Here is a 15,617-nt window from a genome sequence, read left to right as displayed (position 1 = left end):
GCCCGTAAAACGAAACGGGAGTCCGATCGGATTCAATGAATTCCGGGAATCTGAAACCGCGGAGAAATCAGCATGAGTCACCCGTTGCAGCAAACGGTCGTCGTCACAGGAGCAGCCAGCGGTATCGGCAAAGCGACTGCGCTGAAGTTCGCGGGTCCGGGACGGCACGTCGTTGTCGGGGATCTCGGCTTCAGCGATGCCACGCAGTCCGAGTTTGCGAAGGCCGGCATCGATTTCCGGATCTGCGATGTCAGACGCGTTACCGACATCGGCAGCCTGGTCGAATTCGCGGTCCAGCAGACGACACGACTGGACGTATTCGTTAACAACGCGGGCGTCGGCATGGTCAAACAGATCGAAGAGATCACCGAAGGCGACTGGCACAGCGTGATTGACGTGAACCTGAAAGCCGTGTTCTTTGGCTGCCAGGCGGCGATTTCGGTGATGAGGCAGCAGGCCGAAGGAGGCAGCATCATCAACGTCGCCAGTAATGCAGGCCTGCTGCCGCGAGCACACGACCCATTGTATTCCATCAGCAAGCAGGCCGTCGTTGGTCTGACCCGCAGCCTGGCACTCTGTCACTCAAAGGACCGAATTCGCATCAACTGTGTGTGTCCCGGACCGGTCGAACACACAGAAATGATCGAAGAGAACTTTCACGGTCGCGACAATCGTCAGCAGGTCGTTCGCGAACTCATAAACGCCAGTCCTTTGGCGCGAGCCTGGGATCGGATGATCCAGCCGGAAGAAGTTGCGGACGCGATTGTCTATCTGACTGACGATTCGGCCCGAATGGTCACCGGCACAGCGATCGCGATCGACGGCGGCAAGTCGCTGGGCGTTCCTCCTGCAATTTGACCGATTCGACTCGCGGCGTGCGGGGTCGCGAGCATCGGTGCGACAATGCCTGTTCTTCGGCGGAATGCCGCTCATGCTGTCATTGAGCGACACCGCAGCATTCATCGAAGGTGGCGAAAGTACGACGTTGTCTTCCGAGCGGACGGCGGGCGATCGTGTTTGCTTCCGGTTTCGCCGCAGCGGATCAGTCAAGAAATTCAAGGTCGGCTTCATCAACGGTGACCGACGCGCCCTGCTGCATGAATGTTACCAGCACCGTCAGCCGGTGCCGTGACAGAACCTGGCTGACCGTTCCCTCGGCACCCATCATCGGGCCGGAGATCACACGAGCCGGCCGGCCGACCATCGGCTTGGGTTCCGGGCGTACATCCCCGCCCTTCTCGATGAGCAGCCGAATCTGCTTCAGATCCTCCCGCAACTCGTCGGGATCCAGCACGTCGAGACATTTTGAAATGCAGCCAGTCGCGACGGCGTTGTAGCGATCCACCGGAGTGCCGCAGACGAATACGTACCCGGTGAACAGTGGCAGGTAACTGACACGAACACGTCCGGCGGGTGATCGTTTGCGAGTCGGTGCCATCGGACCGTAGTACGCGATATTCTGCGCTTTCAGACGTCTCATCAGGTCTTTTTCACGCCGTGACAGCGTGTACATGGCGTACCAACTGACGTCTGAGACTGCCGGAAGTCCCTCCTCAAGCAGGGTTTCCGGAAACAGATCGGGTTCATGGCCAAGAATGGGCATAGTGAATTGACAATTCCTTGGAAGTACGGGAAACCACGAAGTTGGGGCAGCAGCAGTCCGATTCGCGATGTCACCAGTCACAGGTGTTCAGAATTCTACTGTACAGCGAAAGCGGGATCAGGCAAATCGCTCCTTTAATCACTTCGGATAAAGAACAGGTTAGCAGGTGATAGTCATTCTCGGTGGGTCAGGTTTTGTCGGAACCGCGTTTCAGCGATTTCTGAAACAGTCCGGTCAGGAATTTGCCGTCGTTTCGCGGCGTGACATCAACTACGGCGATCCGGAGGAATTGATTGCGTACCTCAACCGTCAATCTGTCTCGTTTCTAATCAACGCCGCTGGCTACACCGGTCGGCCGAACGTTGACGCGTGCGAACTTCACAAAGCCGAGTGCCTGAGCGGAAACGCCGTTCTTCCGGGGATCATCCGTGAAGCCTGCGAACACGCCGATATTCCCTGGGGGCATGTTTCCTCCGGATGTATTTACACAGGTACCAGACCGGACGGAAACGGGTTTACGGAGCAGGACGCTCCGAATTTCGACTTCCGCCACAACAACTGCAGCTTCTATTCGGGGTGCAAGTCTCTGGGGGAAGAAGTCCTGCAGGGTGCCCGCCGCTGTTACATCTGGCGGCTGAGAATTCCGTTCGACGAACTCGACTCACCCCGCAATTACATCAGCAAGATGATCCGATACGATCGATTGCTGAACGCGACGAACAGTCTGAGCCATCTGGGTGAATTCGTTGCGGCGTGCATGGCCTGCTGGACGAAGGGCGTGGAATACGGCACCTACAATCTGACGAATCCCGGGTTCGTCACGACGAAGGATGTGGTGGCCCTGATTCAAAAGCACGGGCTGAGCGATCGGGAGTTTCGATTTTTCGATTCGGAAGACGAATTCATGCGCCAGGCCGCCACGACACCGCGATCGAACTGCGTGCTGGACTGCAGCAAGGCAATCGCCGCAGGACTGCCACTGAGCCCGGTCCAGGAGGCTCTTGAAAAATCGATGCGGCATTGGGTCACGGGTTGAACTCTACCGGGCGGCGACTCGCTGATCGCCGAAGCGTCGACGACCCGCTATTGCGTAAATGCGAACACCGCATCGTCCGCGTCCTGCGTCCGGCGTTTGCTTCCCATCCAGGTTGTCCAGCCCAGACGCGGTGCCTGTGAACCTTCACCGCCAAGCTGGCAGGCCGGCACATCGGATGCCCGAAGCACCAGTTGCACATCAAAATCCAGTGTCGGGCCGACGTAGAAACGAATCAGCGCCGCAATTCCAGGCAGGAACTTACCGTCAGGCATCAACTGAATGAACGTGGCCCACGGCAGCGGCCCAAGACGAATCCGCACGCGACTTTGTACGTCCCACACGCGCGATCCGGCAACAGCATTCTGTCCCAGCGCCAGATTACGGCCCAGGCGATCATTGGCCGACGGCATTTTTGTCTGAGCTTCCACGGGCAGGTACAACCACTGTCCGAAAAACTGAATGACTTCCGCCGGGATGGAAAAGTAGCTGAGAATGATCTGTTCCAGCGACTTGGCGGACCGAGTCTGGTTTGCGAACAGTCCGCCGAACAGCAGCGTCACGTGGTCGTGGACACGCATTCGATCCTGCACGGCTCGGATTCCCAGCCCGGTCAGGCTCAGCAGGCAGGATGTAAACAGATCCTCATCGACGGTGCCTTCCGTTTCCTGCCGCTCGTAGAGAATCGGAAACCGGTACTTTTCCCATGCCCGATAGTAGAGTGAGATTGCCCTGTGGTTGAACAGGTCAAAGAACTCTCGCAGCGTATGGTCCTTGTGGCGAACGTGGCAGCGTTCGATTAACAGCGATGTATAGTGCTGCGGCAGAACGCCGGAGGGCCCCGTCAGGCCCATGAACGCGACCATCAATTCGCCGCGACGAAAACGGTGGTCCGGTTCGATCTGTTTCAGGGAAGAGATTTCTCCCGGTGGAAAAGACAACGACGGAATTGCGCGAAACCGTATGATTTCGTCAGAGACCGGTCCGTCACCGCCGATGCGAGCCGGAGGACGGGCGCCCGCAGATTCCACCGCCGCGCGTTCCAGCAGCCGCACGGCCTGGAAGAATCCGAACTGGTGCGGGTGACTGAACAGTTCGTCAATCAAATCAGGGGCTTTTCGCCCGCTCGAGCCGTCCATTTCCAGGTTTCCGCTTCGCGTGATTCGTTGTCGCGGGTCGTTGCGGTCAGCCGCGTGAAGGAGTTGATGGTCGTGTACATCGCAAAGAACCGGTCCAGAACGCTGGCAAACAGATACGCACTGTCACCGGAGTAACGTTCATCGTCCATCACCAGGTGAACTTCAACTCCCCGCGCAAACGCTCCGCCCACGCGCTGCACCGTCGGGCTGCACGTCATTTTGACAATGCCGTCAATCAGACTTTGAGACTGCGGTGACTCACGAACGTCACTTAGTGTCAGCATCTCCTGCAGTGCGGTCAGCGCCTCTTCCGAAGAGGTCAGCGACAGATGATTCAGCGACAACTGCGAAATCAGCGGCCACAGGTTGCGCCGTCCCATGTGTCGGCGAATCGTCTGCGTCGGCGGCACCAGGCAGGCGATTGAGGAAACCGGTCCGCGTCCGCCGATAATGTCAAACCTCAACTGAGAAGCGTTCCGCGTTCGGAGCTGATCCGGCAGCGACCGATTGAAGCAGATCAGTCTTGCATGAAGCGAACCGGTCCCCGGGCGACGCGGCGAGAACTCACTATCAACCAGCGACAGATACATCTCAGTGCCCTCATCGGGGCTCAATACGTCGCCTGCCAGAGGGCCGGGACGGCGCGTGGCATGCCAGAATCCGGTGTCACCGGTCGAAGCGGAGTGACTGACAGAATAGAACTGACGATACGGCCGCAGGTCTCCATTCTGATCTTCCACCTCGACATCTTCGACCGAATAGATCTCCATGGAATCTTCAGCTCGCGCGTCAGGCACGATGCGGTATTCCGCGGTCCGATACGAAAGGGGAATTGAATCGGCCGTCCGGTGGAACAGATTGACGATCGGCGTACAGCCCATCCGGATCGAATCTCTGGAGACGAGTTTTTCCAGATCGGCCGAGCCTTCGCGGAGCAGAACGGTGATCTCCAGTTGGTTGTCCAGCTTCTGCAGGACGGCCGGCGTCAACCCGGTGATTCTGAAGAACAGGTATTTTTGCGGCAGAACGAAGTATTCCGTCAGCAGCCGATATCCGGGAAACGACTGTGCTTTCCATGGCAGCAGAGCATCTTCGTCGGCAAAACCCACAGGCTGCAGGCACGAAGCCGGCAGGACAGCCGCGGCCCTGGTCTCGTCCGTACCGGTCACGACGATTTCCAGAGACTTCGTGAACAACAGTTCGAACAGGTCTGCCGCTTTTTCGAAATTGGCGATGTGAACATAGAACTGCAGTTCGTTCAGTTCATATTCGCCCAGCGACTTCTTTGGATCAAACGTGTTCAACTGCAGACGGAACGCCGCTTCCGCGCGCGAACGACCCGGGGAATCCGGACCGGAAAACGGCCGGGGCAGCAGTCGCGCAGCCGTCATTTCCAGCGGGTAGAGCTTCAGCGGATAGCATGTTCGAAACTGGCAGGTGTAGCTGCCGACTCGCTCCGATTCCAGTGGCGTTCCGCTGCGAATCACGTGTCCTGCGGTCTGGTCTTTCTGACCGGGATTTAATTCAAACTGCAGTACCGTCATTGACGGAACGGGCGCCAGCATGTGGGGATACAGGACGCTCAGCATCGCGTCGGCCAGTTCCGGAAAACTGTCGTCCAGCTTATGTCGAGTGCGTGCGTTCAGATAGGCAAACGCCTGAATCAGGCGTTCGACATGCGGATCGCTGGTCCCCGCCGCGCTCATCCCCAGCCGGTCGGCGATCTTGGGAAAACGCCGCGAGAACTCGATCGCGTTTTCCCGGAAATAGTCCAGTTCGCGCTGATACCAGAAATCCAGCGGTTCGCTCATCGGCCGTTACTCCACCTCGAACTGCCCGGTGGCAGACTCCAGCGACGAGTCAAACCGGACTTCCTGCCGGATCGAAGCGATGACCAGCACGGCGTCGATCCGGAAACGAAAAGTGCGATCGAGATACTCCTTGTTCTTGATCTTCTCGAGGCGGACCTCCGTCAGACGGGGTTCGAACAAAGTGATGGCGGCGCGGATCGATTTCAGCAGGATCCCGTCTTCTTCAGCGGCGTTCAGACTTGCCGCCGTGAAGTCCGGGATTCCGTAGTTGATCAGGGAATTATCCAGTTCCTCCAGTTCCGGCGGCCAGGTTGTGCAGCGGTACCGCGTGTTCAGCAGATCTTCCAGGTCGCGCCTGACCGCCAGTTGGATTCTGCGCATCAGCTGCGCTTCCTCCATCGGCGGATCCTTCTGTGATCCCGGATCGTCGTCAATCAGACGATCCAGGATCGACAGTCGCGGCAGATTCCGGACAGACGATTTAGCCATTGGACTGTGATCCCAGCAGCAGCGACCGGATTTCCATCACGGCGACGGCGTCGTCTCCGACAAGAAACTCCTTCTGGCCGGCGCCGCGCACAGGAGCATCGTCGGACGACTGCAGCCATTCCGTCGAACGGCCGATCCGGACTCGTTCATCTTCGTGCTTTTCGGAGCCAAAGTAGATCGCGGGAATATGAATGCGGCCGGAAATATCGCCGGTGGCTTCAATCGTCGCCCCGCGCCACAGCATATCGGTGAGGTTTGTGACCTTGTCGAGTTCCAGCGAATGGATCTGCGAGAACGGAATCCAATAGTAGTTGCCGGTTGCGGTAAACACCTCAAGCACCGGTCCCAGCAGATCATCCATGTCACGGATGCCTTCGAAGTCCGATCCGTTCAGTTTGCCGCAGACGGGTACTTCCAGTTCCTCGGCTTCCGCCAGCAGCGCCGATGCCTTTCCCGCGTCTCCTTCGCGAATCAGCAGCAGCGCCTGCATTCTTTTCTGCAGCGCTTCGGACGGCTTCTCAACAAGTTCCGGGACGCGACCTTCCGAAAAGACTTCCCGTCGGGAAATCTCCGAGCGAATCAGGTGCCGCAGCATCGATGCGCCCACCATGGCTTCCGGATCGATCGTGGCGACGGCATCCAGTTGCTTGTCGGCCCGCTCCAGATCTCCCGCAAAACAAAGGACTTCACAAAGCGTGCTGCGCGCGTGCAGATCGGTCGGCTTCTTCCTGACAGCCTCAGTGGCCGCCGTGACAGCCTCCGACAGCTTTCCGCTCTGAAACAATTCGACAGGGTGCGTCACGAGGGTTCCTTTCAGGTGCGTTACAGGCCGTCCACGCGGCGAGCAACAAGGGTCATACTGGATGACAACTGGTCCAGTTGGTAATGCGGCAGCAGCCGAATTGTCAGCATATACTTGCCCGGTTCGCCGGGGACTTCGGCCACTTTGACTTCCGCTTCCCGAAGCGGAAACCGGGCTTTCATGGAAGGCGGAGCTTTCTCATCCGGCGTCACATATTCCACCAGCCACGTTCCCAGATCGTCTTCGATTTCGCGGGGACTCATTGCAGAGCCGATCTTGTTGCGAGCCCGCAGTTTCAGATAGTGAGCAATTCGGGAACAGCACAGCACGTACTGCAGCATCGACGAAATGCGGGCGTTGGCCGTCGCTGCCGCGTCGTCGTATTCCTTCGGCTGGTGAACCGACTGATTCGAATAGAATACGGAATAGGGTGTTCCCTTGCAGTGAGACAGCGGGATGAATCCCTGCTGCGTGAGTTCGGCGTCCTGCTGATCGGAAACAGCAACCTCCGCCGATGACTTCAATGCGACTCCAAACGGATCCGTGCCGAACGAATGGACGGGTAGTTCGGTCACCAGCCCGCCGCCTTCGACTCCCCGTTCCACACCGCGCAGGTCCGCAAACCAGCCCGATGACGCGAACGCCCGCATGATGACCGTGGCCATCGCCCAGGCCGAAGAGCCCCACAGATAGTGGCTGTTGTCGCTGCCTTCCACCTCTTCGCGAAACCGAAACCCGTGGTGCTTAGCGCCGGTATCTTCGTATGGCGTGCGCATCAGAATCCGGGGCAGCGTCAGTCCCAGAAACTGAGAATCCGGCCGTTCGCGAAGTGACCGCCATTTGCGGTGTTTCGGCTGCTGGAAGATCTTTTCCAGATCGACCGGCTGTTCCAGCGTCTGGAAACTGTCCAGTCCAAGCAAAGACGGATCGGCGGCGGCAATCACCGGCGCGAATGCGGCGGCACCCACGCCGCTGAGCTGTGCCAGCAGGTCGATGTCATCGGGATGGTTTGTGAACTCATAATTGGCAACCAGCGCGCCATAGGGGTTGCCGCCCGCGATTCCGAATTCTTCTTCGTACACCTTCCGGAACAGCATGTTCTGGTCAAAGTCGACAGCGTCTTCAAAGTCCTTTTGTAGTTCCTTCTTTGAGACATTCAGGACACGAAGCTGAATCTGGCAGTGTTCGCCTTCCCGTTCGTTTTCCAGGGTCAGCTTTTGAGCGGTGCGGGTCAGCAGCTCAAGGCCGCGCCATGCGGCCTCCAGTGCCTGAAATTGCGGGTGGTGCAGGATCGCGTTGACCTGCCGCGACAGCATCGCATCAATTCGGGAGATGTCTTTGGCAAGCTGCCGACGAGCGGTGTTCTTTCGCAGTTCGGTGTCGGGAAGGTATCCCAGCCACAGACGGCAGCCTTCGGCGGCGCTGCCGGCGTTCAGAAAATCGGCAACGACTTCCGCACGCGCACTCGATGATCTGGCGGCCTCGGCCTGCGTCATGCGATCGAGCAGGCTTGGTGATGCGGCAGGTGTCGACGGTTCGTCGGCAAGCAGAACCTGTTCGCGAGTCTCTTGTGCAGATTGCTCAGACACCAGCGAAGTCCCGGGTTTGGTTCGGATGCGACGCGCAAAAAAAGGAGTCCTGCCGCCGACTGCCGGCAGGACTCGTGCGATTCAGCTCATCACGCCTTCTGGGGCAGCTTTGCCACCATTCGCAGTGATGTTGTCAGTTCTTCCAGCTGCAGCCACGGTCGCAGCAGTGCCACCGCGTTGTAAGAACCGGGAGCGCCCGGGATTTCTTCTACACGGATGTCTGCTTCCGCAAGCGGGTACTTGGCTTTCATTTCCGGGGACGGAGACGAATCGGCAAGCACGTAGTTTGCGATCCAGCGCTTCAGGAAGTCTTCCATGTCCTTGCGTTCCATGAAGGAACCAATCTTGTCCCGAGCGATGCACTTCAGGTAATGCGCAATTCGCGAGGAAGCCATGATATATGGCAGACGAGCCGAAATGGCGGCGTTGGCCGTGGCTTCTTCCGTGTCGTAAACCTTCGGTCGCTGGCACGTTTGTGCGCCGAAGAAGACGGAGTAGTCCGTGTTCTTGAAGTGACACAGTGACAGGAAGCCTTCCTTGCTGAGTTCCGCTTCACGGCGATCCGTGATTCCGACTTCGGTGGGACACTTGCTGTCCAGGTCACCGTCGTCACTCATGAAATTGTGGACGGGCAGACCTTCAACCTTACCGCCATTTTCAACCCCTCGAATGGCCGTACACCAGCCCGTGGTGGCGGAGGCTGCCGTCATGTTTGTGGCCATCACATAGGCGGCGTTCATCCAGCAGTAGTCGTGATGGCTGGCCGGCTTGGCCTCACCGGATGCGTCCAGTTCGAATTCTTCGAAGTCGAATTCATCGATCGGCTTGGTGTTCGCCCCGTACGGCAGACGTGCCAGAACTCGCGGCATCGCCAGCGTGACGTAGCGGGAATCTTCCGAGTCACGAAACGAGTTCCATTTCGTGTACTTCTTCCCCATGAAGATCTTTTCGATGTCCCTCGGCTTCGTCAGATCCGTCCAGTCCTCAAAGCCGAACAGCTCCGGTGACGCGGCGGAAATAAACGGACAATGCGCGCCCGCGCAGACGTTGGAGACCTTTTCGAGCAGGTCAATGTCTTCCGGATGATTGGTGAATTCGTAATCCCCGACCAGAGCACCATACGGTTCTCCGCCGGGCATGCCGAATTCATCTTCGTAGATCTTCTTGAACAGGAAGCTCTGGTCGAACTCGACAGCTTTGTCAAGGTCTTTGAAGAGTTCCCGCTTGCTGATATTCAGCATCCGCAGCTTCAGGGTCTTGCTGGTTTCCGTATTCATCACCAGGTGATGCAGACCGCGCCAGGAACCTTCCAGCTTTTGCAGTTGCGGATCGTGAAGAATGGCGGCCAGTTGTTTGGACAGCTTTTCGTCAAGCTGACCGATCGCCTTGCGGATCGTTTTGGTGACGCTTTTGTCCCACGTCAGTGCTCCCTGCATGGCAACGTCGATGACGTTGCGCACCATGTCAGACGCTTCGTCTTTCTCCACAGCCCGGGGCATGACGGACGTAATCTGGTCCAGCAACGACATTGTCGTTTCCTGACCACCACTGGCGGCTTCAGCGCTTTGTTCTGCGGCACTCATAGTTATTCATCTCCCTTTTCTTCATCCGAGGATTTGCCACCGGCGCCAATGCCAAGTTCACCAGCCGCCTGTTCGACCTTTGATGTATCGCTGAGGATGCTTTCCAACTGAGCTTCCAGGTCTTCCGACTGATCCATCGTCGTCAGAAGGTCCCGCAGCTTGTCGCGCGAATCGACCAGACTCTTCAGCGCCGGCACCTGTTCCACGATGCGGCCGGGATCAAAATCGTCCATCGACTTGAATTTCAGTTGAACGGCCATTTCGCTGCCGTCGTCCTGCAGCGTGTTCTTGACCCGCATGTTCACTTCGGGAGCGATGTTGGCCATGACCTCATTGAAATTGTCACGGTCGATCGAAACGAACTTGCGCTTGCTGAGCGCTTTCGGGGGCGTCGTGGGATTTCCGGAAAAGTCGCCCATGACCCCCATCACGAACGGCAATTCCTTTTTGACGACTGCGTCACCGATTTCCACGTCGTAAGTAATATGAACACGCGGTTTTCGAACGCGACTCAGCTTTTTCTGAGTAGATTCTGCCATCCTTCGGGCCTTTCGCTGTTAGGGACACAAACGAACGATACGTTACCTGAACTGGTTGCTGCCGGTCGGCAGGGTGACGCACAAGTGCTAAGCGGGCGTCGCCGGACGTGCGTCGGACCGGCTTCCGGATCTAAATTCACAGCGTTTTTGCGGATTCGAAGCTGCCAGGTTGCTGTATCAGGCAGCTGAATTGCGACCGATGCTCGCTGTTTGCCAATCAGGAATACTCCTCCGCTTCCTGCTGGATCTCAATTCCGACGTCCCGGTAAAGCTGGTGCCGCACCGCTTCGTCGGAGATCAGATCTCTGTAAAGCTCTTCCGGATTCATTCGCCCGCGTCTGATCGCCTTGCGGATCTCCGAAGGCAGGATACTTTGTGGCTCATGTTTCTCAAACCAACGTGCGGCGTTTTCCAGCATGGCAAACGCATCTTCGCGGCTTCCCAGGCCTCCCGACTTGCTTCCCGAACCGCCGCTGCCGCCTTCACCTGCGGCTGCCGATCCTTCTGCCTCACTGCTGTCGGCAGCGTCCATCTCCGCCGCGGCGAGACGGTCGCCGGCGATTTTTGAGACCACGTTCTCCGCGTCGGCGTAGGCCGCTTCAAATTTCGAAAAGAAGGGTGCGTCTTCCTCACCGACTTTCTCCACGAACGCGTCCCGCAGTTCCGTCGTCGCCGCTCGCACGTCCGCCAGATCCGTCACCAACTGCTGATAGAACTCGATCGGCGTCTCCGCCACGGCGCGGTTGAACATCTCCAGAGTGGCCGCACCGCGAGAAACACGCTCCTCGCGTTCTTCGACGCCCATGCTTTCCAGTTGCTGCGCCTGGACATACTGCCAGACAACAAGTTCACCGATGCTGGTGTCGGCGGTGACCGGTACACGAGCCAGCGGATAGGTGATGACGTCGCCGTTCATGCGGGAGATCGGGCGAACGGTGGTTTCAATTCCGTCTTCGTCCGGCGTGGGCAGGACTTCCCCCCAAAACGCATCCACGAGTTCCTTTGTCAGCCGCAGAGACTGTGCAAGTCCGCTGAATCGCCCCAGCCGGATCGATGCCTCAATCATGTAGGCAACGATTTCCAGATCCTTCGCAACATTCTGGAGGTATTCCTGCCCTTCGTTCCAGACATCTCGCCAGTGACGATCCGCCTCAGCGTGACTTTCGCCGGAGATATCTGCCTGACGCTCTTCTTCGCGAGCTTCGTTGCGCGCGTCGCGAATGCGTCGGTAGGAATTGTTGGGATCGTCGCTTTCTCGCAGATCCTGCCCGCCGCGAGAATCCCCCTCAAACGGGGCCAGCAGCGCCGGGATGTCCAACTCAATCTCGCTACTCAATGCTGTCACCTTGCTGAAGTTTTCAGGAGCTGGTTTTCAAATCCCTTATCGGCGTTTGCAAAAGCGGCTTCAGGTGGAATTCGCAGACATCAGACGCTGACGTCTGGCCCGATGCGGGTCCTGCCTGATGCACACAGTTGTAGGACCAGCGTCTGACGGGTTCAGATTCCTGACGAACGGGATTATTCCACGTGACCCGGATCGATCGACAATCTGGTCGTTTCCCCGCCAGGCAGCCGGTCAGGTGCCTGCCTCCTCCGCATGCAGAGTACGTGAATATCCGAGCCGCAGTTCCCATCGACCGCTGCGGGACCGTCACACGATCGGCAGTCACTTCCCTTCCCCGCGGGTTGTCGTTTACGAGTGTCTGCAAGACCTCCGATGTTGTCGAAATTCGTGTGGCAACGGCTGTGCAGTGCGATTTATCGAAAGTCGCCTCCGACCTGCCCGCCAGAACCAAATGCTTTATCAGCCGCGGATGTCTGGTCTGTCTCCGATGATGAAATGCCGGATCGGTTATCAGACGAAACAGGCATTACCGCAGAACTTCAGCCCGACTGGTAAAAATGCAGGTAAACCAGCCGAAAGCTATCGCTCAGAGGCGGAAGTTTCAATCATTGTCAGGCGACAGCCGCAGCGCCAGCGTGTTCAGGATGCGTGTATGCAGACGGCTTGCCCATGCCTTGCTGATTCCGATCCGTTCTCCGGCGTCTTTCAGAGTCAGGCCGTCAAAGTAAACACTTTGCATCAGGGCGCGTTCCTGTTCGGGAAGTTCGGCCACCAGGCTAATCAGTCGCCCGCAGATATCTTCGGTTTCCGCCTGTTCCTGCGGGTCCCGCGTGCCGTCATCGACGACTTCCGGGGTACGACCGTCTTCCGACGCCATCTGCGACATCAGGTAGACCATCGACAGGGACCGGGCTGTCGTACCGAACCATTCGGTGTCCTGCCCGGTATCGGCTCGCCGGGTTTCGGAGGCATCGTCCAGTAGTTCGTTGGCCATTCGTTCGTACCGTCCGCTGCAGTAGTCCGCCTTGTTGAACCACGACATCGTGGATAATCCGTCAAGGATCGAGCCCCGGATTCGGTAGTAGGCAAACGTCGTAAACTGAAACCCCCGATCCGGGTCGTAATTGTTGGCGGCCTCAGCAAGACCGACCTGGCCGTACCCGATCAGGTCATCCAGTTCGACGCTGCTGGGAAGCTTCTGGTGGATCTTCCACGCGATGGAACGAACAAGTCCCTGGCAACTGTAGATCAATTCGCGGCTGCGCTGAGCCTGCTTTGAATTGTTGCTACTCATGGTTGGCACGCCCTCGCACGCCCGCCCAAAGTCGTTCCACGCGCACGCGAGCCACGGGGTCGTCGTACAGCGTCGTGGCCACGAATTCCGTGACTTTCGGTCCCAGCTTCGGGCCGAGATATTTCATTCGACTGATCACCGTGTCGACCATGGCCAGCAACACCGGCTCCACGGTCAGTTCCGCCTGAGGAAACCGGCGACCGACGGCGTCCAGTTCGCGCTGCAGTTCCACGTCCTGATCGGCGGAATGCAGTGCTTCGTCGGCTGCGGCGATAATCTGCTGCAGAAGCTGTGGAGTCGGCAGTCCGCGACGCGCTGTGCTTCCGCCCGCTGCGCCGGCTGTTTCTGACCAGTCCGCCTTCGGATCAGGATTGTTCGGTTCTGATTCCCGTTCACTCATAACTGTCTGTTCCTGTCAGACGCCTGCTGGCCTGCGGAATCGGCCGAATCCGCACCATGCCGACCGGCAGCATACCACGACCGGCAGGCTCGGAGAACTCCCCGCCGGGCGATGAAGTCAGATGACACTGTTTCCTGCCGCCCTGGGTTTCAGTATGCTGAGACGATGCTGAGGTGGAAATTGACGCGGCAAACCGTTGATCGTGAGTTACGCATCGAAGCCGCCACTTGCGCGATCACTGCTCGCGGAACGCCGGGCCGTTAGCCAGCTGCGGAACCGCACCCTGGGCCAGCGGTCTCATTCCTGTTAAGGATCACCCGGATGCTGTCACTGTTCGACACGCGACGAACTCGCAGAGCGGCGATGCTGCAAATCGGCTCGCTGGCGTCGACCGGTCTGGGGCTGAATCACTTGCTGGCCGCCGATCGCGACGCTCACGCATCGCTTTCGGGCCGCTCGGTCATCCTGCTGTTTCTTCACGGCGGCCCCAGCCAGATCGAAACCTTCGATCCGAAGATGGATGCTCCCGCCGAAATCCGCAGTGCCACCGGGGAAGTCGCCACATCAATTCCGGGAATCAAGTTCGGCGGGACGTTCCCGGGGCTGGCGCAACGGGCTGACAAACTGGCGATTGTTCGATCCTTCACGACCGGCGACGGCAATCATGATATCAAGCCGGTCGTGTCCCGGCATTCGATGGGAGCGTCCATCGGGTCCATCTATTCCCGAGTCGCCGGGTCGACCGATACTGCCAGCGGACTTCCGTCAAACGTTACGCTGTTTCCGCGAGCGGTCGATCCGGAACGCCAGCCGGCCCAGTTGAGTTTCGGACGGTTCGATGCCACCGGTCCCCTCGGGAAGGCCTACAGTCCGTTTGTTCCCGGGACCGGAGGACCGCTGCAGGAAAACATGAAACTCTCGCTGGCCTCCGATCGACTGGACGATCGCCGCGCACTGCTGACACAACTTGATCGATTAAAAAGCAGCGTCGACGCCACCGGAACGCTGGACGGAATGGACCACTTCCGACAGCAGGCGTTCAATACAATTCTCGGCGGCGCGGCTGACGCGTTTGATCTATCCAGAGAACCGCAGGATCTTATCCGCCGATATGACACGGCGCCGCTGCTGAAGCCCGATCAAATCAGTCGCCGCTGGAACAACTACAACAATTACGTCGACAATGTCATGACACTCGGCAAGCTCATGCTGATGGCTCGCCGGCTTGTGGAGCGCGGATGCGGTTTCGTCACGGTCACCACAAACTTCGTCTGGGACATGCATGCCGACGTCAACAACGCGACAATGGAAGAAGGCATGCGGTATATGGGTCATCCGCTGGACCACGCGCTGTCGGCTTTCATTGACGACATCGAATCGCGAGGTCTGAGCGATCGCGTGCTGCTGGTCTGCTGCGGCGAAATGGGCCGCACGCCGCGAATCAACGCGGCTGGCGGTCGCGACCACTGGGGTGGACTCGCCCCGCTATTGTTCTACGGCGGCGGAACCAACTGCGGGGCTGTTACAGGACAGTCGACAAAGGACGCCGCGTCGCCATTGTCCGAACCGTGGGGCATCAATCATCTGCTCGCAACGATTTTTCATTCGGTCTTCGACGTCGGAAAACTCCGTCTGGACCGCAGCCTTCCAACCGATCTGGTGCGACTGATCACAAGTCACGAACCGATCGACGGCGTTCTGGCCTGAACAAACCTGCGCCGAAGCCACTTCTTTGCCGTGATCTCTGCGGGATTGCTGAGTTTCCCCACCGGGGTCATCCATGTTCGGCAATCGGCCCGGAGCATATCGATCTCGATCCGGCGGCTTCGGCAAGATGGGGCATTCAGGAAGCGGCGACAAACCAATGGTGTCTGTCACGCGATTTTGGACATTCAGACGCGATCTCATCTTCACGAATTATTCAGCTCGCGATATCATATCGGCACCATCTAATGAAGGATGGTTCTTATGCCATTGCCGGGCACGAGGT

At 58.3% G+C, this 15,617-nt stretch carries 14 protein-coding genes; 3 read left to right on the top strand and 11 right to left on the bottom strand.

All coding sequences use genetic code 11. The annotated features are described in order from the left end of the window. Window positions 1–72 precede the first annotated feature (72 nt). On the top strand, window positions 73–858 hold the full coding sequence (locus R3C19_18385; protein ID MEZ6062314.1) for an SDR family oxidoreductase: 786 nt from the start codon (window positions 73–75) through the stop codon (window positions 856–858). Between the two features lie 184 nt (window positions 859–1,042). Here R3C19_18385 and R3C19_18380 read toward each other — a convergent pair whose 3' ends face one another. Next, entirely contained in the window at window positions 1,043–1,603 is a 561-nt protein-coding gene (locus R3C19_18380; protein MEZ6062313.1) for a transcription termination/antitermination NusG family protein, read from the bottom strand. Between the two features lie 166 nt (window positions 1,604–1,769). Between R3C19_18380 and R3C19_18375 the strand changes: the two genes are divergently transcribed. Further along, a complete protein-coding gene (locus R3C19_18375; GenBank protein ID MEZ6062312.1) occupies window positions 1,770–2,639 on the top strand; it encodes a sugar nucleotide-binding protein in 870 nt (289 codons plus the stop codon). Window positions 2,640–2,686: 47 nt separating this feature from the next. Here the strand turns inward: R3C19_18375 and tssG are convergent, their stop codons facing one another. The 10 genes from tssG to R3C19_18325 form a co-directional block, all read right to left on the bottom strand. Further along, window positions 2,687–3,775 (bottom strand): type VI secretion system baseplate subunit TssG, encoded by a 1,089-nt coding sequence (gene tssG, locus R3C19_18370; GenBank protein ID MEZ6062311.1) that lies wholly within the window; start codon window positions 3,773–3,775, stop codon window positions 2,687–2,689. After that, a complete protein-coding gene (gene tssF / locus R3C19_18365; GenBank protein ID MEZ6062310.1) occupies window positions 3,739–5,586 on the bottom strand; it encodes a type VI secretion system baseplate subunit TssF in 1,848 nt (615 codons plus the stop codon). Before tssF ends, tssG begins: the two co-directional genes overlap by 37 nt. A 6-nt stretch (window positions 5,587–5,592) precedes the next feature. Beyond that, a complete protein-coding gene (gene tssE, locus R3C19_18360) occupies window positions 5,593–6,075 on the bottom strand; it encodes a type VI secretion system baseplate subunit TssE (protein ID MEZ6062309.1) in 483 nt (160 codons plus the stop codon). Continuing rightward, window positions 6,068–6,877 (bottom strand): type VI secretion system accessory protein TagJ, encoded by an 810-nt coding sequence (locus tag R3C19_18355; protein MEZ6062308.1) that lies wholly within the window; start codon window positions 6,875–6,877, stop codon window positions 6,068–6,070. The genes tssE and R3C19_18355 overlap by 8 nt, the downstream gene beginning before the upstream one ends. Window positions 6,878–6,897: 20 nt before the next feature. Further along, the gene (gene tssC, locus R3C19_18350; GenBank protein MEZ6062307.1) at window positions 6,898–8,466 is read right to left on the bottom strand and encodes a type VI secretion system contractile sheath large subunit; all 1,569 of its coding nucleotides are present in this window, start codon (window positions 8,464–8,466) and stop codon (window positions 6,898–6,900) included. 89 nt (window positions 8,467–8,555) lie between these two features. Beyond that, window positions 8,556–10,049, bottom strand: coding sequence for a type VI secretion system contractile sheath large subunit (tssC, locus tag R3C19_18345; GenBank protein MEZ6062306.1), 1,494 nt, complete (start codon window positions 10,047–10,049; stop codon window positions 8,556–8,558). Between the two features lie 2 nt (window positions 10,050–10,051). Further along, window positions 10,052–10,588, bottom strand: coding sequence for a type VI secretion system contractile sheath small subunit (gene tssB, locus R3C19_18340; protein MEZ6062305.1), 537 nt, complete (start codon window positions 10,586–10,588; stop codon window positions 10,052–10,054). Between the two features lie 217 nt (window positions 10,589–10,805). Then, on the bottom strand, window positions 10,806–11,924 hold the full coding sequence (gene tssA / locus R3C19_18335; GenBank protein MEZ6062304.1) for a type VI secretion system protein TssA: 1,119 nt from the start codon (window positions 11,922–11,924) through the stop codon (window positions 10,806–10,808). Window positions 11,925–12,534: 610 nt separating this feature from the next. Continuing rightward, window positions 12,535–13,227, bottom strand: coding sequence for a sigma-70 family RNA polymerase sigma factor (locus R3C19_18330; GenBank protein MEZ6062303.1), 693 nt, complete (start codon window positions 13,225–13,227; stop codon window positions 12,535–12,537). Continuing rightward, a complete protein-coding gene (locus tag R3C19_18325; protein ID MEZ6062302.1) occupies window positions 13,220–13,627 on the bottom strand; it encodes a hypothetical protein in 408 nt (135 codons plus the stop codon). Before R3C19_18325 ends, R3C19_18330 begins: the two co-directional genes overlap by 8 nt. Window positions 13,628–13,948: 321 nt before the next feature. Between R3C19_18325 and R3C19_18320 the strand changes: the two genes are divergently transcribed. Further along, window positions 13,949–15,334, top strand: a complete 1,386-nt coding sequence (locus R3C19_18320; protein MEZ6062301.1) for a DUF1501 domain-containing protein — start codon at window positions 13,949–13,951, stop codon at window positions 15,332–15,334. The last annotated feature ends 283 nt before the right edge of the window (window positions 15,335–15,617 follow it).

This window comes from Planctomycetaceae bacterium, assembly GCA_041398785.1.
Classification (GTDB): Bacteria; Planctomycetota; Planctomycetia; order Planctomycetales; family Planctomycetaceae; genus JAWKUA01.
This window is presented reverse-complemented; position numbering and strand designations above follow the sequence as displayed.

Coding starts and splice junctions, on each gene's coding strand:
- R3C19_18385 (MEZ6062314.1), top strand. CDS start 73: ATGAGTCACCCGTTGCAGCAAACGGTCGTCGTCACAGGAGCAGCCAGC.
- tssF (MEZ6062310.1), bottom strand. CDS start 5,586: ATGAGCGAACCGCTGGATTTCTGGTATCAGCGCGAACTGGACTATTTC.
- tssE (MEZ6062309.1), bottom strand. CDS start 6,075: ATGGCTAAATCGTCTGTCCGGAATCTGCCGCGACTGTCGATCCTGGAT.
- R3C19_18325 (MEZ6062302.1), bottom strand. CDS start 13,627: ATGAGTGAACGGGAATCAGAACCGAACAATCCTGATCCGAAGGCGGAC.
- tssC (MEZ6062306.1), bottom strand. CDS start 10,049: ATGAGTGCCGCAGAACAAAGCGCTGAAGCCGCCAGTGGTGGTCAGGAA.
- tssB (MEZ6062305.1), bottom strand. CDS start 10,588: ATGGCAGAATCTACTCAGAAAAAGCTGAGTCGCGTTCGAAAACCGCGT.
- R3C19_18320 (MEZ6062301.1), top strand. CDS start 13,949: ATGCTGTCACTGTTCGACACGCGACGAACTCGCAGAGCGGCGATGCTG.
- tssG (MEZ6062311.1), bottom strand. CDS start 3,775: ATGGACGGCTCGAGCGGGCGAAAAGCCCCTGATTTGATTGACGAACTG.
- R3C19_18330 (MEZ6062303.1), bottom strand. CDS start 13,227: ATGAGTAGCAACAATTCAAAGCAGGCTCAGCGCAGCCGCGAATTGATC.
- R3C19_18380 (MEZ6062313.1), bottom strand. CDS start 1,603: ATGCCCATTCTTGGCCATGAACCCGATCTGTTTCCGGAAACCCTGCTT.